We start from the raw sequence: 17,218 nt of genomic DNA on the forward strand, positions 1-17,218 counted from the left end.
CCGCATGCGCCCTGCCTGGAGAAAATCTGGGTTGGGTGCCTTTGCCGGGGCCGCGCCAGCGCATGGCCGGCGTTTCCTGCAACAAAAGTTCGCTTCGCGCGAACCGCGGAATTGTAAACAAGGCCGCGAGGTTTGCGCGTGGCGCTGCCGTCCTCTTCAGCAGCAGCGCCCCTTGCCTCCGCCGTAGCGCGCCTCGAGCCGCTCGCGGAAGAAGGCCTCGTAGCTCATCGGCGGCTGCTCGGGGTGCGTGGCCGCCATGTGGGTCAGGTAGGCGTCGTAGTCGGGCAGCCCGACCATGAGCCGCAGCGACTGCTTGAGCGAGCGCGCGAAGTAGCGCCCGGCTTCCGGCAATGCGAGAGCCATGGTGTGCTCAGCGCGTGGCCGATGCTGCGAGCGGTTCGAACGGCGTCTCCTGCGCCGTCGGCCGGTGGGCCGCCCGTGCCGCGAGGCAGGCCTTGATGCTGTAGACCAGCACGCTCAGCACCACGAACATGAAGAGCGCGCACAGCGCCGCATCGAGCCGGTCGTTGAAGACGATGCGCGACATGGCCTCGGGCGTCTTGGCCGGCGCCACCAGCACGCCGTTGGCCAGGCCTTCGGTGTAGCGGGCCGCATGCGAGAGGAAGCCGATCTTCGGATCGGGCGAGAAGATCTTCTGCCAGCCGGCCGTGAGCGTGCAGGCCAGCAGCCATGCGGCCGGCGCAATCGCCACCCAGGCATAGCGCTCGCGCTTCATGCGGAACAGCACCACCACGCCCAGCAGCAGCGCCACCGCGGCCAGCATCTGGTTGGAGATGCCGAACAGCGGCCACAGCGTGTTGATGCCGCCCAGCGGATCGACCACGCCCTGGTAGAGGAAGTAGCCCCAGGCCGCCACGCACAGCGCCGTGGCAAACAGGTTGGCCGGCAGCGAATCGGTGCGCTTGAGCGCGGGCACGAAGCTGCCCAGCAGGTCCTGCAGCATGAAGCGGCCGGCGCGGGTGCCGGCGTCCACGGCCGTGAGGATGAAGAGCGCCTCGAACAGGATCGCGAAGTGGTACCAGAAGGCCATCATGGCCTGCCCGCCGATCACCTGGTGGAGGATGTGGGCCATGCCCACGGCGAGCGTCGGCGCACCGCCTGCGCGGCCGAGGATGGTGCTTTCGCCCACGTCCTTCGCGGTTTGCATCAGCATCTCGGGCGTGACCACGAAGCCCCAGCTCGAGATGGTCTGCGCGGCCTGCTGCGCGGTGCTGCCCACCAGCGCGGCCGGGCTGTTCATTGCAAAGTAGATGCCGGGCTCGATGCACGAGGCGGCCACCAGCGCCATCACCGCCACGAACGATTCGGCCAGCATGCCGCCATAGCCGATGAAGCGCGCATGGCGCTCGTTGTCGAGCATCTTGGGCGTGGTGCCTGACGAGATCAGCGCATGGAAGCCCGACACCGCACCGCAGGCGATGGTGATGAACAGGAACGGGAACATGCTGCCCGACCACACCGGCCCGTTGCCGTTCGCGAACTGCGTGAGCGCAGGCATCTGCAGCGTGGGCATGACGAACACGATGCCCAGCGCCAGCGCGATGATGGTGCCGATCTTCAGGAAGGTCGACAGGTAGTCGCGCGGCGCCAGCAGCAGCCACACCGGCAGACTCGCGGCGATGAAGCCGTAGCCCACCAGCATCCAGGTGAGCGCCTTGCCGTCGAAGGTGAAGAGCGGCGCCCATGCGGGGTCCTGGCTCACGGCCTGGCCGCCGAAGATGGCGAGCATCAGCAGCACGAAGCCGATCAGCGAGACCTCGCCGATGCGCCCCGGCCGGATGAAGCGCAGGTACACGCCCATGAACAGCGCCACCGGAATGGTCGCCGCCACCGTGAAGGTGCCCCACGGCGATTCGGCCAGCGCCTTCACCACGATCAGCGCCAGCACCGCGAGGATGATGATCATGATCATGAAGGTGCCGAACAGCGCGATCATGCCGGGCACCGTGCCCATCTCCTGCTTGACGAGATCGCCGAGCGAGCGGCCGTCGCGCCGCGTGGAGATGAAGAGAATGATGAAGTCCTGCACCGCGCCCGCGAACACCACGCCCGCCAGCACCCACAGCAGCCCGGGCAGGTAGCCCATCTGCGCGGCAAGCACCGGGCCCACCAGCGGACCGGCGCCCGCAATGGCCGCGAAGTGGTGGCCGAACAGCACGTTCTTGTCGGTTGGCACGTAGTCGAGGCCGTCGTTGTGGCGGTGCGCCGGCGTCTTGCGGTTGCCGTCCAGCCCCAGCACCTTCTCGGCGATGAACAGGCTGTAGTAGCGGTAGGCGATCAGGTAGGTGCAGACCGCGGCGGTCACCACCCACAGGGCGTTGACGCTTTCACCGCGCGTGAGGGCCACGGTGCCCAGCGCGAATGCGCCGGCCACGGCCACGACGAGCCACACCAGATGGCGGCGGATGCTGTGCATGGGAATGTCTCCTGGGAATGAACCCGGGAGTTTTGCCGCAGGCGCGCGCGGGCGCATCCGTCGGACCGCGCGGCCCGCGTGCGTGGCTTTGCGTAATGGAAAACCCTCAGCGCCGGTTGACGCTGCGGCCCTATCGCACGGTCGACATCACCGTCGCGCGGCAGCGGGGCTGGTCGCGCGGCGCCAGCAGGTTGCAGTTGTCCAGCGCGCGCTGCTGCATGTCGCTGAGCCGGGGCTGCTCGCCGGGCGGCGGGCCGTCCCACTGGCGGTAGACCGGCGGCGGCGGCGGCTGTTCGGCCCAGCGCTCGCGGCGTTCGTATTCGCGCCGCTGCTCGCGTTCGTAGGCGCGCTGCTCGCGGCGTTCATAGCGCTCCTCGCGGTCGCGCTGGATGCGCCACATGCAGGTGTTGAAGTCGACGCCGGAGCGGCCGCTGGCGCAATAGCGGCGGTCGTTCTCGTACGAATCGGGATCGCGCTGCGCAAGGGCCGGGAGCGTGGTGGCAAGGCCCAGAATGGCCAGGACGATGAGTTTTTTCATGGGGACCTCTCCGAGGTTCGGTGACACCGGCACAGCATGCCACACCGATCAGGCCGCCCCAAGGCAGGCATCCCTGTAGGCCCATGGCTCCGCTGATCCGTTGAGTTGGATTGAGTGGCGCTTTTCAGGCGCTAGAGCCGTCGCGCCTGCATCGGCTGGCGCGACCAGTAGATGCCGTCCAGCCGGTCGAGCCGCACCTCGCCGCCGGTCGAGGGCGCATGCACGAACTGCCCGGCCCCCACGTAGATGCCCGCGTGCGAAGGCGTGGCGGCACCGAAGAGCACCAGGTCGCCCGAGCGCAGTTCGGACGTGGGCACGGGACGGCCGAAGCCGGCCATGCGCGCCACCGTGCGCGGCGTGGCCTGGCCCGCGCTGCTTCTGTACACGTAGCCGATGAGGCCGCTGCAATCGAAGCCGCCCTCCGGCGTGTTGCCGCCGTAGCGGTACGGCGTGCCGACCAGGCCCAGCGCATGGATCGCGACGTTGCTCGACTGCTCGGCCGTCAGCGCGGGGGGTCCGTAGGCGGCCGCGGACTCTGGCGCCCGCGGGCCTGCGCAGCCCAGCACCAGCAGGCAGGCGCCGATCGGAAGCAGCCGAAGAAGCAGAAGCGGCATGCGGGGGCGCGGCGTGGGGACGGATGCATCGGACATGCGGCTCCTTCAGGACTTGGCTGTCTTCTTCGCAGGCTTCGTCTTGCCGGCACCGTTGAGCGCGACCGCCTGCTGCACGAGCGCCTTGAAAGCGGCCGCGTCGACTTGCTCGCCTTCGAAGATGTCGATCGCACGGCGCATGTTGCCGTCCAGGCTCGAATTGAAAAGGCCGGCCGGGTCGGGCAGCGACGCGCCCTTGGCGAAGGTGAGCTTCACCTTGTCCTTGTAGGACTCGCCCGTGCAGATGATGCCGCCGTGCGACCACACCGGCGTGCCCATCCACTTCCACTCCTCGACGACCTCCGGGTCTGCCTGCTGGATGAGCTTGCGCATGCGGCCCAGCGTTTCGCCGCGCCAGCCGCCGAGCTCGGCGATTCTTTTCGAGATGAGCGCCGATGCCGGCTGGTCCGGGCTACTCGCGTCCGACTTTTTCATGTCTGAAGGTGCTTCATTTGCAATGACCGTGGAGGATAGCCATGCATCGAATCAATGCAAAGCGCAGAGGGCCGGCACCGGCCATCGTATGGCACGATCGCCGCATGCCCGAGCCCTCCCGCCGCATACCGTACCGCACCTGGCCAGGCGCGCTTGCGGTGCTCCTTGCCATTGCCGCCTACGTAGGCGGCCTGAGCTTCTGGGACCGCCGCACGCCCGGCAGCCGGCCGCTGCCCACGGGGGAAACGGTGGCCGTCGGCCATGCCAGGTTCGTTCCCGCCAGCGGATGGGAAATGGACTTGTCGCGCTCCAGGGCCGGCCAGTCGCTGATGCTGTTCAAGGGCGGCCACAAGTTCCTGGTGACCACGCGTGCGTGGGCCGGCGGACCCGACGGACCGCTGATGCGGCAGCAAAGGCTCATGGAGCGCGGCCAGCGCCTGAACATCGATGGCGACGTGTCCGACTTCGTCACCTCGTGGGGCCTGCAGGGCAAGACCTTTGCCTACTACGGATCGAAGCTGGCTGGCCGCTTCTGGCAGGTGGTCGACCTCCGGCGCCAGTCGCTCGTGCAGATCGATTGCTACGGCGCCAGCGAGGGCCTGAACGAGGCAATGGCCGAGGCCCGCAGCATGCTGGAATCCATGGACCTGGAGGCACCGCAGTGAGCCCGCCCGCCTTCGAAGGCCAGCAGGACCGCGGCGAATGGCCGATCGGCACCGATTCGTTCTTCCAGCCGCAGCGCGCGGCCTTCTGGCTGCTGGCGGCGCTGATCGTCAACGGCCTGTTCTACACCATCAACATGTTCTCGATGGGTTTCCGTGTCGTCCCTGTCACGGCCCTGCTGGGCATCCTGGTGTGGGGCATCTACACGCTGCTTTTTCTCCTGGTCTTTCGCACGCTCGACCTGCTCGAGCAGCATCCGCCGGAAGCTTTCGTGCTGGCCTTTGCGTGGGGCGGGCTCGGCGCCGTCTACTTTGCCGCGCCGGCGAACATCGCCATCCAGAGCCTGTGCGCCAAGCTGGTGTCGCCGGATTTCGCGGCGCTCTGGGGGGCGGCCGTCGCGGGCCCGATCACCGAGGAGTTCCTGAAGATCGCCGGCGTCATCCTGCTGGTGCTGGTGGCGCGCAACCAGTTCCAGACCTACCTGTCGGTGCTGATCGTCGGCGCCATGGCAGGCCTGGGTTTCCAGGTGGTCGAGAACCTCAGCTACACCGTCAACGCCTCGATGCACTTTCCGCTCGAGAACCAGGTGTCCCCGGTACTCATCAACCTGCTGACGCGCGGGCTGCTGAGCGGGCTGTGGAGCCACGCGGCCTACACGACCATCGCGTCCTTCGGCGTCGCCTGGTTCCTGCTGCATCCGGAGCGCTCGATGGCCGCGAGGATCGCCTGCGCCGTGCTGTGCTTTGCGCTCGCGTGGGCGATGCATTTCATCTGGAACTCGCCGTGGCTCGAAGACCTTTTCGACGGCGGCTACGGCGACATGGCCGTGCTGCTCGCCGTCAAGGGCATTCCCGCGCTGGTTGCGGCGGGGCTCTTCTGGCGCGTTGCCGCGCGCGAGAACGGCGCCTACCTGCATGCGCTGGCCGCCTACTTCGTGCCGGAGCGCGAGCTGATCCGCGACGACGAATGGATCCGCCTGGGCGCACCCCTGCAGCGCTACCGGATCCGCAGGCAGATGGGCTGGACCTTCGGCCTGCGGGCCAGGCGGCTGAAGACGCAGCTGCAGCGCGAGCAGCTGCGCCTGATCCGCAAGGCCATGACCTATGGACGCGGTGCGCAGACGCTGCGGCATGAAGTGGCGATCCGGCGCGTGCGCGCCGAACTCGATCCGCTCATCGCCGCGCAGCCCTGAGGATCGGGACCATGGCCCTGGATCCTCCGGAGCGTCCGGCAGAGCCCGCGCCTTCGCGCCGCAGGCGCGGACTGCTTGTCACGGCCGCGGCGTGCGCCGTGCTGGCCGTGGGCGCATGGGCCGTCGCAACCGGCATCGTCGAGATTCCCGAGCGCTTCAATCCGTGGGCGCCGCTCGACGTGGCGGCGCCGCCCAACTGGCTGACCGGCTTCAAGCTCGAGCGGGCCCGCCGCGAGCCCGCGCGCTGCCTTGGGGCGCTGGCGCAGACCGGCATGCAGTACGACCTGCTGCCCGACCGCGTCACCGGCCCCGGCTGCGGCTTCAAGAACGCCGTGAGGCTGCGCTCCGCCGGCGTGCGCCTGGGCACGGCGCCTTCGCTGAGCTGCCCGATGGCGCTGTCCTTCTTCATGTGGGAGCACCACGCGCTGCAGCCGGCCGCCAGGCAGCGCTTCGGCCAGCCGGTGGCGGCCATCGAGCACCTTGGCAGCTATGCCTGCCGCAACGTGAACCGCGGCGAAGGCGCCGTGCCCGGTGCTTCGCGCAGCCGGCACGCCACGGCCGATGCGCTGGATGTGGCGGGCCTGACGCTGGCCGATGGCCGCCGCATCACGGTGCTGCAAGCCTGGCCCCGCAGCAGCGCCGCGAGTACGGACGATCCGGCGGCGCTGCCGCTGCGCGATGCGCACCGCGGCGCCTGCCGTTTCTTCAACGGGGTGCTGGGCCCCGACTACAACGCCGCGCACAGCGACCACTTCCATCTGGAGACCGGCGGGTACGACATGTGCCGCTAGCTGGCACACCAGGGAGGTGGCGCCAATGCGCCAGCATCTTGAAGCGCGGGCACTACTACGCAGTGGTTTTGCTCTTCTTGCGTGCGACCCACGCTGCGAGACCTGCACTGACGATGGTCCAGGCCCCAATTCCAACGGCCATCGCGTTCTCGGGCTTCATCGGTAATTGAATCGGAACGATGCCAAAGACAATGCTGGCGGCTGCAATGGCAGCCAGCATTCCAAGCGCCCGACGTGGACTCGCCGCGGCGACGCCGCCGACCCAACCACCCAACACGGCAGAGGCCGCACCGCCCATGAGGACATACACGCGCAGCATTCGAGCGGCTTCATCCTCGCCGTGACGCCCAATCCCCGTACCTGGAAACGCGAGTGAAAAGAGGATTGGCAGGCCCAGAAACAAGGCGACGCCGAGCAAAGCCCCGCACAGAGTGAAGATCGGACGCTTCATCAGCTGATCGGCCAGAAGACCACGCGACGCGACGCGTGCAGATCAGAGTAGAGGTATCCGTTGCTGCTCCACGGTGATCGAAAGGTATCAATGCCGAGGGAGAAGCGAAGGAACGTCGTCCACGACGGCGTCAGTCGATTCCGATCCCACAGGTCGATGTGATCTCCAGTGGGAAACTTTGCCTCAGCGGTACGCAACCAGTAGTCCTCGAAATATATGATGCCTGTGCGACCGGAAAGACTCTTGTCGAAGCTTTTTCCCTGGTGTGTTTCGGCATCTGGACAGCCAGCGAATGGGCGACGCATCAGCCAGTTGGCCAATTCGGTCGCGCGGAGCACCATTCCGTTTCCGGAAGGGCCAAATTCGCAACGTGGGCCGGGAAATGTCTTGAAACTGACACCCGACTTTTCCAACGCAATGCCGACCCGTATCGCGCATTGGTCGTCATACGCCTTCTTTCCCGTGCGAGGGTTCACGCAAGGGTCATCACTCGGGTAGTTTTTCCATATCGCCGCGAACGATATCGGCTTTGCCATTTCTGGGAGCGGCATCTTTTTTCCTTCCTGTGCTTATCTAGCCCGGTGCAGCGAACTGACTATCGACTACCGCGAGTCCGCTGCATCTTATCGGCTCAAGCTTATGCCGCCAGCCACCAAAAAGGCTACGTCCAAACAGGCTCTTTCCTCTGACCGTGAACTATTGCCGCGTTCTGCAGGCAAGCACGATGCTGGAACTCCTCGGCCGTCGGATCAAAGGGTGAGAACCTTGGAGCTACACGGCTTGTGCCTCGCTCGAAAAGAGCTAGGCGGCTGCAGGGTCTTCCCCCAGAATGCCGCCGGCGCTGCCGTCTGCACCCCGCAAACCGCGCACCCCAAGGACCGCCCATGAGCTGCTCGATCCGCCGTTTCCTCGCCACAACCGCCGCGGCCGTCGGCCTGGCAACCGCGTTGGCGTCCTGCGGTGGCGGCGGGGGTGGAGGTGGCGGAGGGATCGGCGTTCCATTGACGTCCGCGCCGCCCACCACCACGGCGCAGTTGCCGGAACGCGAGGCGCTCATTGCCCGTGCACGCGCCCTCGAACTCAACACGCCCTACGTGCCGCCGCCCGGCAACGTGCTGGAGCACCACACCTCCGGCTATGCCAAGACGATGTGCTCCGCCGTGTTCATCACCGGCATCGACCCCGAGGTCGCCGCCGAAAGCCTGGGCTATTTCGTGGGGCCGTACGAGCAGCGCAAGAACGTCGGCAAGCCCGTGGTCGACCGCGTGAAGAAAGAGGTTCGCATCTCGATTCCCAACGGCCCGACGCTGGTGGCGCGCCACTTCGGTTCGCAGGGCTGCGTCACGCTGCCGGCCGGCCGGGACGACGTTCTCTTCACGCCCGTCGAAGTCAGGAGCGCGCTGCCCGATCCCGCGACCCAGCCATGGCCGATGGGCGACGTGCTGCCGGGCGACCCGCCGCCGGCCGAAGTCGACACGGCCAAGGTGAACCAGGCCGTCGATGCCGCGTTCGGCATGCCGGAGGCCTACACATCGGCCTTCGTGGTCACGCACAAGGGCCGCATCGTCGCCGAGCGCTACATGAACGGCATCGGGCCGGCCACGCCGCTCGAATCGTGGTCGATGGGCAAGAGCGTCGTGGCGACGATGATGGGAGTGCTCATCAAGCAGGGCGTGTACAAGCTCGACCAGCCGGCGCCCATTCCCGAATGGCAAGGCGCCGGCGATGCGCGCCAGCAGATCAAGATCTCCGACATCCTGCAGATGTCGAGCGGCCTGCGCATCAAGGCGCCGGACGATCCGGACTTCGACCCCAACGGCACCTACCCCGATCACGTCTACTACTACACGGGCCGCATCAACGCCTTCAACTACGCCGCCACCCGGCCGCAGCAATGGCCGCCCGGCGCCGTGGGCCGCTACCGCAACACCGATCCCGTGCTGGCCAACTACCTGGTCCGCCTCGCGGTGGAAAAGCGCGGCGAGGAATATCTTTCGTTTCCGCAGCGCGCGCTCTTCGACAAGATCGGCATCCGCTCGATGGTGATCGAGACCGACCCCTACGGCAACTTTCTCACGCAGGGCTACGACTTCATGTCGGCACGCGACTGGGCGCGCCTCGGCAATCTCTATCTGCAGGACGGCGTGTGGAACGGCGAGCGCATTCTTCCCGAGGGCTTCGTCAACTTCGTGAGCAGCGTGGCACCCGCCTGGGCCGCGGACAAGCGCCCGATCTACGGCGGCTTCTTCTGGATCAACGGAATGAACTCGCTGGCGGTGCCGGCGTCGGCCTACTACATGCTCGGCGCCGGCGGCCAGTTCGTGCTGGTGATTCCATCGCACGATCTCGTCGTGGTGCGGATCGGGCATTCGAAGGGAGAGCGCTTCGCGGGCTCGACGCTGAACAAGGCGCTGGCACTGCTGACCACCGCGGTGCCCCGCGTGCGCTGAGCCTAGAAGCCGAAGACCAGCAGCAGGTTGTTCGCGGGCATCGCGTGCCGCTCGCGCAGCGCAAGCCCTTGGCGGTTCGCCTCGGCCACCACCTGCTCCAGGCGCCGTATGCCCCATTCGGGATTGCGCGCGCGCAGGTCTTCGTCGAACGCCAGGTTGCTCGGCGCCGGTGTGCCTTCCTCTTCGAAGTAGGGGCCGTAGGTGATCAGCAATCCATCGGCAAGCAGATGCCGCGCAGCGCCTTGCATCAACACGGCGCACGCGGCCCAGGGCGCGATGTGCAGCATGTTGGCGCAATAGATCGCATCGAACTTTTCTTCTTCTCCTCGAGCAAACGCGGCGCCTTGCGACGGCCACCGGGGCGCCATCACGTCGAGCAGCAGCGGCGCACGGAGATTGGGCAGCGCGGCCTGCGCGACGCGGCTTGCGAGCGCAGGGAGCATGCGCGCGTCTGCGTCGGTGGGCTGCCAGGTCCACCCGGGCATTGCGGCGGCGAACCAGGCGGCATGCTGGCCGGTGCCGGATGCGATCTCGAGCGCGCTGCCGCGCTCGCCGAGGATGCCGGTCAGCACCTCGAGGATGGGCTGCTTGTTGCGGTCGGCGGCGGGGCTGTGGGGAAGGTCGGGCATGCGAATCGGGCCTGGACAGGTGTGTTGATCGGGACAGGAGTTTTGGCAAGGCAGCGCAACTCAGCCCTGCCCGAACTCCCGCGCATGCTCCACCGCATACTTGATGAGTTCGGCCTGCCCCTCGATGCCGAGCCGCCTTTTGATGCTCTGCCGGTGCGCCTCGACCGTGCGAACGCTCAGGCCGAGGTCGCGCGCGATCTGCTTGCTCGATTCGCCGCGGCCCAGCGCAGTGAGGATCTCGCTCTCGCGCGGCGTGAGCAGCGGCCTGGGCGCCTGGTTGCGAAACAGCTTCTTCGACACGGCCGGACTCAGGAAGGTGCCCCCGGCCGACACCGCCTCGATGGCGGCGACGATCTCGGCCGCGGGCGCGTCCTTCAGCACATAGCCGCGCGCGCCCACCTGCAGGGCCTTCTGCACATACTCGGGGTTGTCGTACATGCTGAGCATCACCACGTGCGGCGCGGGCTGATGGCGCTGCAGCACCAGCGCGGCCAGGTCGATGCCGTTCATGTCCTTCATGCCCACATCCATCAGCAGCAGGTCGGGCTGGAGCGTTTCGATGAGCGCCAGCGCCTCGGCCGCGCTGCCGGCCTCGCCGACGATCTCCAGGCCGGCCACGGCGCCGAGCCGCGCGCGCAGGCCGTCGCGCACCAGCGGATGGTCGTCGACCAGGAAAAGGCGGACCGGGGCGGCGTCGTTCTTCATGCCGGTTCAGGCCTCGCGCTGCGCGCCGGCACCTCGGCCACGATGGTTGTTCCGCCTTCGCCCGACTGCACGTCCAGGCGCCCGCCGATCGACTCCATGCGCTCGCGCATGTTGCGCAGGCCGATGCCGCGCCGCGCATCGAGCTGCATCGCCTGCACGTCGAAGCCGATGCCGTCGTCGCCGATCGCAAGCCGCACGCCGTCCTCGTCGGAAAAGCCCAGCGCAATGTGCACGCGGTGCGCCTGGGCATGCTTGCGCACATTGGTGAGCGCCTCCTGCGTGACGCGAAAGAGCGCGGTCTTGGCTTCCTGCGAGAGCTCGAAGGCCTCGCCCTCGATCATGATCGACGCATCGATGGTGCCGTCTTCGGCGAATTCGTCGCCCAGGCGCTCGAGCGCGGCCGACAGGCCGAGCGTGTCGAGCAGGGCCGGCCGCAGGCGGTGCGAGATGCGGCGCACCTCGATCAGCGAATCGTTGAGCCTTTGCAGCGCCTTGCTCAGTGCGGGCGGCGCGGGCTGGCGCTCGCGGTCGAGCGCGTCCACCGCGGATTCGATCAGCAGCTTGGCCGACACCAGCGTCTGGCTGGTGCCATCGTGCAGCTCGCGCGCGAGGTGGCCGCGCTCTTCTTCCTGCGACTGCACCACGCGCCGCGCCAGCAGCCGCATCTTGGCCTCGGCCGTGCGGTGCTCGCTGAGATTGAGCAGCAACCCGGTGGCGCTCACCACGCCCAGGCACAGCGCCGCGATGCCGGCAATCCAGAGCAGCGTGGTGGTGACGTTGGCGCTCATCTGGCGGTCGAGCGCCTGCATGGTGGCCTCGATGTCGTCCAGGTACAGGCCGGTGCCGACCATCCAGTTCCAGCGCGGCAGCGCCGTCACGTAGCCGAGCTTGGGCGCCATCTGCTCGCTGGAGGGTTTGCGCCATTCGTATTCGACATAGCCGCCGCCCGCACGCGCGCCCGCGATCAGGTCCTGGATGGTGAAGCGCCCGCGGGAGTCGCGCATGTCCCAGAGGTTCTGGCCCACCAGATCGGGCTGGCGCGAATGCATGAGCGAGCGGCCCTGCATGTCGTAGACGAAGAAGTAGCCGTCGTCGCCGTAGTCGAGCGCGGCCAGGCGGCGCAGGGCCTCGCTGCGGGTTTCCTCGTCGTCCTGGCCGGCGTCGTACAGCGGCCGCACGGTGCTCACGGCAAGGTCGACGTAGCTGCGCAGTTCGCTGCGCCGCTGGGCCATGTAGCTTTTCTCGATCAGCGCGCGCTCGCGCTGCGCCAGGTCATGCTCCTGGTGGCGCACCGCCAGGGCCACCAGCACCAGTGCAACCAGCAGCGGTGCAACGGCCAGTGCGACGATCTTGGTGCGGAGGTTCATCGGGAGGCAAGACTACCACCGGGCGGGGCCGCGAACCTTAAGATCGCAAGGGCACGGGGGACGCAACACACGGGAGCAGATCGCATGCACAACCGCTGGGTGGCCGTACTGGCCTTTCTTGCCTTGGCCGGCACCGGCACCGCCATTGCCGGCGCACCGTTCACGGCGGTGTTCGGCGGAACGGGCCGCGCATGTTCGGGCGGGCTGTACGTTCGAACCCAAACCATCGAATGGAATTCGAGCTTCAGCATCTGCAAGCCCAGGCGCTACCGCGTGCTGGAGAAAGACCTTGCCGCAGACCATGGACGCATCGTCTTTCGCCTCTCGGCGCGCAGCCGGCAGTGCCGCTACGAGGTGATCGAGGCGGAGCAGATCAGCACCTATGGCTGGAACGTGCAGGGCTACCCGTCGCTCGAGGCCTACCGGAAACGCGCCCTGCCCGGCTGGCACCATTCGCCCCGCGATGACCGAATGGTCCTGTCCTGCCCGATGGTCCGGCTGGACTGAGCCCCCCGTTTCCTGGTCGTCGCTGAAGGCCTCAGTGCAGGCTCGTCGGCCGGCCCGAGGCCACCCAGGCATCGAGCCCGCCCGTCAGCGGCAGCGCGCGCCGCGCACCGCGCGCCAGCAGCACGCGTGCGGCCAGGGCGGCCGACACCTCATTGGGGCAGTTGCAGTAGAGGACCACGTCGCGCCCGCCGACCAGCGGCAGTTCCGGATGCCGCTGCTGCAGCGCCTTGAGCGTGTATGGCAGCGCCCCGGGAATGCGGCGCGGATCGACCTGCACGCCGGCCTCACCGCGCACGTCGATCACCAGCGGCGGCGCCTCGCTGGCCAGCAGCTCGTGCAGTTCGTCCACGCTGATACGCGGCATGCCGGTGAGCCGCATGAACGCGCGCCGGCGCCAGTAGCGCACCGCCAGCATCACGGCCAGCACCACCACCAGCGCCAGGGTGGCGATGCCGCCGGCCTGGGCCAGCATGGCCAGCACCTCCTGGATCTGGTCGCGAAAAACCCAGCCCAGCCCGAGGAAGACGCCGGTCCAGACCAGCGCGGCGCCGATGTCGAAGCCGATGAAGCGCCACACCGACATGCCCAGCGCACCGGCCATCGGCGGCGCCACCACCGACACGCCCGGCACGAACTTGGCGGCCACCAGCGAGAGGCCGCCCCACCGGCCGATCAGCGATTCGCCGCGCCGCACGCATGAATCGGGCGACAGCGAGATGCGGCACAGCAGCCGCATGAAGCGGTAGCCGAAGCGGCGCCCGGCATAGAACCAGGCGCCGTCGCCCAGCACATTGGCCAGCACCGCGGCCAGCACCACGCCAGCCACCGAGACATTGCCGGCCGCCAGCAGCGCCCCCGACACCACCAGCACCGCGGCCGCGGGCACCGGCAACCCGAGGCGCGCGGCAAAGCTCGCCGCGAAGACGATCGCGATCGCGTTCTGCACCAGCAGCGACATCAGCTGTGCCATGGCGGCAGCGCGAGTTGGGGGGTGTTCACTCCTTGGCTGCCTACCTGGGCGCGTCGCCCTTGCGGTATTCGGCCGTGAGCTCGTCGAGCTTCTGCTTCAGCGCCGGGTCCAGCTTGTAGTCGGCCGCGGCCAGCGTGGCGTCGAGCTGCTCGGGGCGGCTGGCGCCGAGCAGCGGCGCGGTGATGAGCGGATTGGCCATGACCCAGGCCACCGCCAGCGTGGCCAGCGGCACGCCGGCTTCGTCAGCCAGCTTGTGCAGCTCGGTCACGGTGTTGAAGCTGCGCTGGTTCCAGTAGCGGTCCTGGTACATGCCGCCGGCGGTGCCGAGCGTGAAACGGGTGTTCTGCTCGGGCGCGGCACCGGGCTTGTACTTGCCGGTGAGCAGGCCGCCGGCCAGCGGGTTGTAGGGAATCACGCCCAGGCCCTCTTCGCCCGCGAGCGGCAGCAGCTCGCGTTCGATCTCGCGGAACAGCAGGCTGTAGCGCGGCTGCACCGACACATAGCGCGTGAGCTTTTGCAGCTCGGCCTTGCCGAGCGCGCGGGCCAGCCGGTAGGCCAGGAAGTTGGACACGCCGATGTAGCGCGCGCGGCCTGACTTGACGATGACGTCGAGCGCCTCCAGGCTCTCTTCGAGCGGCGTCTCGCGGTCGTCGCTGTGCAGCTGGTACAGGTCGACATGGTCGGTCTGCAGCCGCTTGAGCGAGGCATCGATGGCGTCGAGCAGGTGCTTGCGCGAGGCACCCTGGTCCCAGCTGTTGGGGCCGACCTTGCCGACCGCCTTGGTGGCCACCACGAAGCGCCGGCGGCCCGCGGCGCCCTGCTTCTGCAGCCAGCGGCCGATGATTTCCTCGGTGCGGCCCGTGGTTTCGACGGTGCCGCCAAGCGGGTACACGTCGGCGGTGTCGAGAAAGTTGATGCCGCCTTCGGCGGCCCTGTCGAGGATGCGGTGGGACACGGCCTCGTCGGTCTGCAGGCCGAAGGTCATGGTGCCGAGCGCAAGGCGCGAGACGGTGAGGCCGGTGCGGCCGAGTCGGGTGGTCGGAATGCTCATGAGGGTGTCGCTCCAGGCGATTGAAGGGCGACGGCCATCATAGTCACGGCAGCGCAAGGCTGCAGCGCTCAGGTGCTTTCGAGATGCACGCCGGGTGCGCCGCGCTCCACCGCGAAGCGCGCCATCGGCGCGACGGCGGCGTCCTCGGCCTTCTCGTCGTCCACGGCGCGGAACTCGACCGTGCAGCCGCGCGCATCGAGTGCCATCTGCGCATAGCCGCGCTTGTCGCCGCGGCCGTAGCGCAGGTGGTCGTTCTTGGCGAGCATGTGGGCCACGTTGGCGGCGCTGGGCCCTTCGGATGTGATGGCGCCGCCGACAAATTCGGTGGCCACCGCCGGGCCCTGCGGCTCGCGGCGCAGGTCGGCGGCCCAGAAGGCGTGCACGTCGCCGCTGATGACCAGCGCATCGCCGCCGCGCGCCTTGTTCGCGGCCAGGCCGTCGAGCAGGCGCGCGCGCGACGCGGCATAGCCGTCCCAGCCGTCCATCCAGTAGCCGTGCTCGGGGCCGCGCTTGCGGTCGGCCTCGGCCAGCAGCGTGGGCTGCGCGATCACGGTCCAGCGGGCGGGCGGCGCGGCGAGCTCGTTCGCGAGCCAGGCCTCCTGCCTCGCGCCGAGGAAGCTGCGCTCCGGCGCCAGCCGGTCGGCGCAGTCGGCCAGCGGCGAGGCGCTGCGGCCCGCGAGGCAGGCGTGGTGCGAGCGGTACTGCCGCCCGTCGAGCAGGAACACGTCGAGCATGCGGCCGAAGCGATGGCGGCCGTAGATGGTGGCCGCGGCGCCGGCCGGCCGCATGCTGGCGGGCACGGGCATGTGCTCGTACCACGCCTGGTAGGCCGCGGCGCGGATCGCAAGGAACTGCGCGGGATCGATGCTGCGCGGCGAGACGTCGTCCGTGTAGTCGTTGGCCACCTCGTGATCGTCCCAGGTCACGAGCCAGGGAAACGCGGCGTGCGCGGCCTGCAGGTGCGGGTCGCTCTTGTAGAGCGCATAGCGGTCGCGGAACTCGCCGAGCTGCGTGGGAATGCCGCCCTGGTGGTGGCGCACGTGGCGCGAGCCCCAGGAGCTTTCGTAGATGTAGTCGCCCAGGTGCACGACGAAGTCGAAAGGCTGCATGGCCATGTCGCGGTAGGCCGCGTAGTAGCCCTGCTCGTACTGCTGGCATGACGCGAAGGCGAAGCGCAGCGGCTGCAATGCGGCATCGCCCTCGGCCGGCGCGGTGCGGGTGCGGCCGGCGGGGCTTCGCGCGCCAAGGGCCGTGAAGCGGTACCAATAAGGACGACCGGGCGCGAGGCCCTGCACTTCGACGTGCACCGAATGCGCGAGCGCCGCGGTGGCCGTCGCCCTGCCCCTTGCGGCGAGGCGCGAGAAGCCCTCGTCGTGTGCCACTTCCCACTGCACGTCGACCGGGGCCTCGCCCATGCCGCCGCCCAGCAGCGGATCGGGCGCGAGCCGGGTCCACAGCACCATGCCATCGGGCCTGGGGCTGCCGGATGCCACGCCCAGCGTGAACGGAAACTCGCGCGAGGCCTGCTGCGCATTCAGACGGAGGAAAGGCTGGCCGAGCGAGGCGGCGGCCACTCCGCCGAGCAGCAGGCGGCGGCGCGAGACCCTCATGTTCTTGCGCGCGCGGCCAGCGCCAGGTCGGGTCGGTCGGTGGTGATCTGGCGCAGGGGCATGGTGAGCCATTGTGCAATTTCATCGGGCTCGTTGACGACCCAGGCACCCAGCCGCTCGCTGCCGAGCGCGGCCAGGCACTGCGGCCAGGTGGCAGCCAGCAGCTTCTTCTCGACCGCGACGATGCAGCCCGGCAGCGCCGCGTAGCGCGCCAGCGCCCGCGTGATGCCGCCCAGCATCTCGGCCGAACGATGGTCGAGCGAGGCCAGCACGCGCCCGCGCGGCCAGTGGGCGAGCACCTGCGCCAGCACCTCGGGCACGAAGCAGGTCAGGATGCTGCGTTCGGCCACGCCCGCATCGTGCAGCGCCTGCACGGTGCGCGCGATGGCGCCGGGCGGCAGCTCGCCGGCAGCGTCGGTCTTGATCTCGACGTGCAGTTCCATGCGGGTGGGCGCGAAGAGCTTGAGCACTTCGGCCAGCGAGGGCACGCATTCGCCGGCTTCGCCGCCTCGCTGTTCCCCCGGCGCGCCCTGTCCCTTGCGCAGGCGCGTCGCCAGCACCCGGGCGGCGTCGTGGTCGCGCACCGCGCCCGTGCCCTCGGTGGTGCGGTCGAGCAGCGGATCGTGGATGACCACGGCCTTGCCGTCGCGCGTTTCCTGCACGTCGAACTCGACCGCATCCGCACCCAGTGCAATGAGGCGGCGAAAACCGCTCATGCTGTTCTCGGACCAGAGGTTCCGCGCGCCGCGGTGTCCCACTATGATCATGGCTG

General features: G+C 68.6%; 19 protein-coding genes. 5 read left to right on the forward strand and 14 right to left on the reverse strand.

Annotation, left to right across the window (positions count from 1 at the left end; genetic code table 11):
- Window positions 1–156: 156 nt before the first annotated feature.
- From FB547_RS20605 to FB547_RS20625, 5 genes are all read right to left on the reverse strand, one after another.
- The gene (locus FB547_RS20605; RefSeq protein WP_015866757.1) at window positions 157–363 is read right to left on the reverse strand and encodes a YbdD/YjiX family protein; all 207 of its coding nucleotides are present in this window, start codon (window positions 361–363) and stop codon (window positions 157–159) included.
- A gap of 7 nt (window positions 364–370) precedes the next feature.
- Window positions 371–2,437 carry a carbon starvation CstA family protein gene (locus tag FB547_RS20610; protein WP_145745468.1) on the reverse strand — a complete coding sequence of 689 codons (2,067 nt, stop codon included), beginning with the start codon at window positions 2,435–2,437 and terminating at the stop codon, window positions 371–373.
- Between the two features lie 130 nt (window positions 2,438–2,567).
- Window positions 2,568–2,975 (reverse strand): hypothetical protein, encoded by a 408-nt coding sequence (locus tag FB547_RS20615; protein ID WP_145745469.1) that lies wholly within the window; start codon window positions 2,973–2,975, stop codon window positions 2,568–2,570.
- A 131-nt stretch (window positions 2,976–3,106) separates the two neighbouring features.
- Window positions 3,107–3,625 (reverse strand): C40 family peptidase, encoded by a 519-nt coding sequence (locus tag FB547_RS20620; protein ID WP_145745471.1) that lies wholly within the window; start codon window positions 3,623–3,625, stop codon window positions 3,107–3,109.
- A 9-nt stretch (window positions 3,626–3,634) separates the two neighbouring features.
- Complete coding sequence (locus tag FB547_RS20625; protein ID WP_145745472.1) at window positions 3,635–4,060, reverse strand: DUF1801 domain-containing protein; 426 nt, start codon at window positions 4,058–4,060, stop codon at window positions 3,635–3,637.
- A 104-nt stretch (window positions 4,061–4,164) separates the two neighbouring features.
- On the opposite strand from FB547_RS20625, the gene FB547_RS20630 reads away from it, so the two are divergent.
- The 3 genes from FB547_RS20630 to FB547_RS20640 are packed head-to-tail and all read left to right on the forward strand — an operon-like array spanning window position 4,165 to window position 6,706.
- A complete protein-coding gene (locus FB547_RS20630) occupies window positions 4,165–4,725 on the forward strand; it encodes a hypothetical protein (RefSeq protein WP_145745474.1) in 561 nt (186 codons plus the stop codon).
- The gene (locus FB547_RS20635) at window positions 4,722–5,915 is read left to right on the forward strand and encodes a PrsW family intramembrane metalloprotease (RefSeq protein WP_145745476.1); all 1,194 of its coding nucleotides are present in this window, start codon (window positions 4,722–4,724) and stop codon (window positions 5,913–5,915) included. The genes FB547_RS20630 and FB547_RS20635 overlap by 4 nt, the downstream gene beginning before the upstream one ends.
- A gap of 11 nt (window positions 5,916–5,926) precedes the next feature.
- The gene (locus FB547_RS20640; protein ID WP_145745477.1) at window positions 5,927–6,706 is read left to right on the forward strand and encodes an extensin family protein; all 780 of its coding nucleotides are present in this window, start codon (window positions 5,927–5,929) and stop codon (window positions 6,704–6,706) included.
- 55 nt (window positions 6,707–6,761) lie between these two features.
- Here the strand turns inward: FB547_RS20640 and FB547_RS20645 are convergent, their stop codons facing one another.
- Both FB547_RS20645 and FB547_RS20650 read right to left on the reverse strand, forming a co-directional pair.
- On the reverse strand, window positions 6,762–7,157 hold the full coding sequence (locus tag FB547_RS20645; protein ID WP_145745479.1) for a hypothetical protein: 396 nt from the start codon (window positions 7,155–7,157) through the stop codon (window positions 6,762–6,764).
- Window positions 7,157–7,708 (reverse strand): type VI secretion system amidase effector protein Tae4, encoded by a 552-nt coding sequence (locus tag FB547_RS20650; protein ID WP_145745481.1) that lies wholly within the window; start codon window positions 7,706–7,708, stop codon window positions 7,157–7,159. The genes FB547_RS20645 and FB547_RS20650 overlap by 1 nt, the downstream gene beginning before the upstream one ends.
- Window positions 7,709–8,041: 333 nt before the next feature.
- Between FB547_RS20650 and FB547_RS20655 the strand changes: the two genes are divergently transcribed.
- Window positions 8,042–9,607 (forward strand): serine hydrolase domain-containing protein, encoded by a 1,566-nt coding sequence (locus FB547_RS20655; protein ID WP_145745483.1) that lies wholly within the window; start codon window positions 8,042–8,044, stop codon window positions 9,605–9,607.
- 2 nt (window positions 9,608–9,609) lie between these two features.
- Here the strand turns inward: FB547_RS20655 and FB547_RS20660 are convergent, their stop codons facing one another.
- The 3 genes from FB547_RS20660 to FB547_RS20670 are packed head-to-tail and all read right to left on the reverse strand — an operon-like array spanning window position 9,610 to window position 12,308.
- Entirely contained in the window at window positions 9,610–10,236 is a 627-nt protein-coding gene (locus tag FB547_RS20660) for a DUF938 domain-containing protein (protein WP_145745484.1), read from the reverse strand.
- A 60-nt stretch (window positions 10,237–10,296) separates the two neighbouring features.
- Window positions 10,297–10,941: a response regulator transcription factor gene (locus tag FB547_RS20665; RefSeq protein ID WP_145745486.1), complete on the reverse strand. Its 645-nt coding sequence runs from the start codon at window positions 10,939–10,941 to the stop codon at window positions 10,297–10,299.
- Window positions 10,938–12,308, reverse strand: a complete 1,371-nt coding sequence (locus FB547_RS20670; RefSeq protein ID WP_145745488.1) for a cache domain-containing protein — start codon at window positions 12,306–12,308, stop codon at window positions 10,938–10,940. Before FB547_RS20670 ends, FB547_RS20665 begins: the two co-directional genes overlap by 4 nt.
- Before the next feature lie 84 nt (window positions 12,309–12,392).
- On the opposite strand from FB547_RS20670, the gene FB547_RS20675 reads away from it, so the two are divergent.
- The gene (locus FB547_RS20675) at window positions 12,393–12,815 is read left to right on the forward strand and encodes a hypothetical protein (protein ID WP_145745490.1); all 423 of its coding nucleotides are present in this window, start codon (window positions 12,393–12,395) and stop codon (window positions 12,813–12,815) included.
- A 31-nt stretch (window positions 12,816–12,846) separates the two neighbouring features.
- Here FB547_RS20675 and FB547_RS20680 read toward each other — a convergent pair whose 3' ends face one another.
- The 4 genes from FB547_RS20680 to FB547_RS20695 all read right to left on the reverse strand — a co-directional run bounded on the left by FB547_RS20680 (window position 12,847) and on the right by FB547_RS20695 (window position 17,213).
- Window positions 12,847–13,785, reverse strand: coding sequence for a VTT domain-containing protein (locus FB547_RS20680; protein WP_145745491.1), 939 nt, complete (start codon window positions 13,783–13,785; stop codon window positions 12,847–12,849).
- Between the two features lie 40 nt (window positions 13,786–13,825).
- A complete protein-coding gene (locus tag FB547_RS20685; protein ID WP_145745493.1) occupies window positions 13,826–14,836 on the reverse strand; it encodes an aldo/keto reductase in 1,011 nt (336 codons plus the stop codon).
- 68 nt (window positions 14,837–14,904) lie between these two features.
- Entirely contained in the window at window positions 14,905–16,446 is a 1,542-nt protein-coding gene (locus FB547_RS20690) for an alkaline phosphatase D family protein (protein ID WP_145745495.1), read from the reverse strand.
- A complete protein-coding gene (locus FB547_RS20695) occupies window positions 16,443–17,213 on the reverse strand; it encodes a glycerophosphodiester phosphodiesterase family protein (RefSeq protein WP_145745497.1) in 771 nt (256 codons plus the stop codon). The genes FB547_RS20690 and FB547_RS20695 overlap by 4 nt, the downstream gene beginning before the upstream one ends.
- Window positions 17,214–17,218 lie beyond the last annotated feature (5 nt).

Origin of the sequence: Variovorax beijingensis (assembly GCF_007828835.1) — a bacterium.
Classification (GTDB): Bacteria; Pseudomonadota; Gammaproteobacteria; order Burkholderiales; family Burkholderiaceae_C; genus Variovorax; species Variovorax beijingensis_A.

Coding starts and splice junctions, on each gene's coding strand:
- FB547_RS20605 (WP_015866757.1), bottom strand. CDS start 363: ATGGCTCTCGCATTGCCGGAAGCCGGGCGCTACTTCGCGCGCTCGCTC.
- FB547_RS20610 (WP_145745468.1), bottom strand. CDS start 2,437: ATGCACAGCATCCGCCGCCATCTGGTGTGGCTCGTCGTGGCCGTGGCC.
- FB547_RS20615 (WP_145745469.1), bottom strand. CDS start 2,975: ATGAAAAAACTCATCGTCCTGGCCATTCTGGGCCTTGCCACCACGCTC.
- FB547_RS20620 (WP_145745471.1), bottom strand. CDS start 3,625: ATGTCCGATGCATCCGTCCCCACGCCGCGCCCCCGCATGCCGCTTCTG.
- FB547_RS20625 (WP_145745472.1), bottom strand. CDS start 4,060: ATGAAAAAGTCGGACGCGAGTAGCCCGGACCAGCCGGCATCGGCGCTC.
- FB547_RS20630 (WP_145745474.1), top strand. CDS start 4,165: ATGCCCGAGCCCTCCCGCCGCATACCGTACCGCACCTGGCCAGGCGCG.
- FB547_RS20640 (WP_145745477.1), top strand. CDS start 5,927: ATGGCCCTGGATCCTCCGGAGCGTCCGGCAGAGCCCGCGCCTTCGCGC.
- FB547_RS20645 (WP_145745479.1), bottom strand. CDS start 7,157: ATGAAGCGTCCGATCTTCACTCTGTGCGGGGCTTTGCTCGGCGTCGCC.
- FB547_RS20650 (WP_145745481.1), bottom strand. CDS start 7,708: ATGCCGCTCCCAGAAATGGCAAAGCCGATATCGTTCGCGGCGATATGG.
- FB547_RS20655 (WP_145745483.1), top strand. CDS start 8,042: ATGAGCTGCTCGATCCGCCGTTTCCTCGCCACAACCGCCGCGGCCGTC.
- FB547_RS20660 (WP_145745484.1), bottom strand. CDS start 10,236: ATGCCCGACCTTCCCCACAGCCCCGCCGCCGACCGCAACAAGCAGCCC.
- FB547_RS20665 (WP_145745486.1), bottom strand. CDS start 10,941: ATGAAGAACGACGCCGCCCCGGTCCGCCTTTTCCTGGTCGACGACCAT.
- FB547_RS20670 (WP_145745488.1), bottom strand. CDS start 12,308: ATGAACCTCCGCACCAAGATCGTCGCACTGGCCGTTGCACCGCTGCTG.
- FB547_RS20675 (WP_145745490.1), top strand. CDS start 12,393: ATGCACAACCGCTGGGTGGCCGTACTGGCCTTTCTTGCCTTGGCCGGC.
- FB547_RS20680 (WP_145745491.1), bottom strand. CDS start 13,785: ATGGCACAGCTGATGTCGCTGCTGGTGCAGAACGCGATCGCGATCGTC.
- FB547_RS20685 (WP_145745493.1), bottom strand. CDS start 14,836: ATGAGCATTCCGACCACCCGACTCGGCCGCACCGGCCTCACCGTCTCG.
- FB547_RS20690 (WP_145745495.1), bottom strand. CDS start 16,446: ATGAGGGTCTCGCGCCGCCGCCTGCTGCTCGGCGGAGTGGCCGCCGCC.
- FB547_RS20695 (WP_145745497.1), bottom strand. CDS start 17,213: ATGATCATAGTGGGACACCGCGGCGCGCGGAACCTCTGGTCCGAGAAC.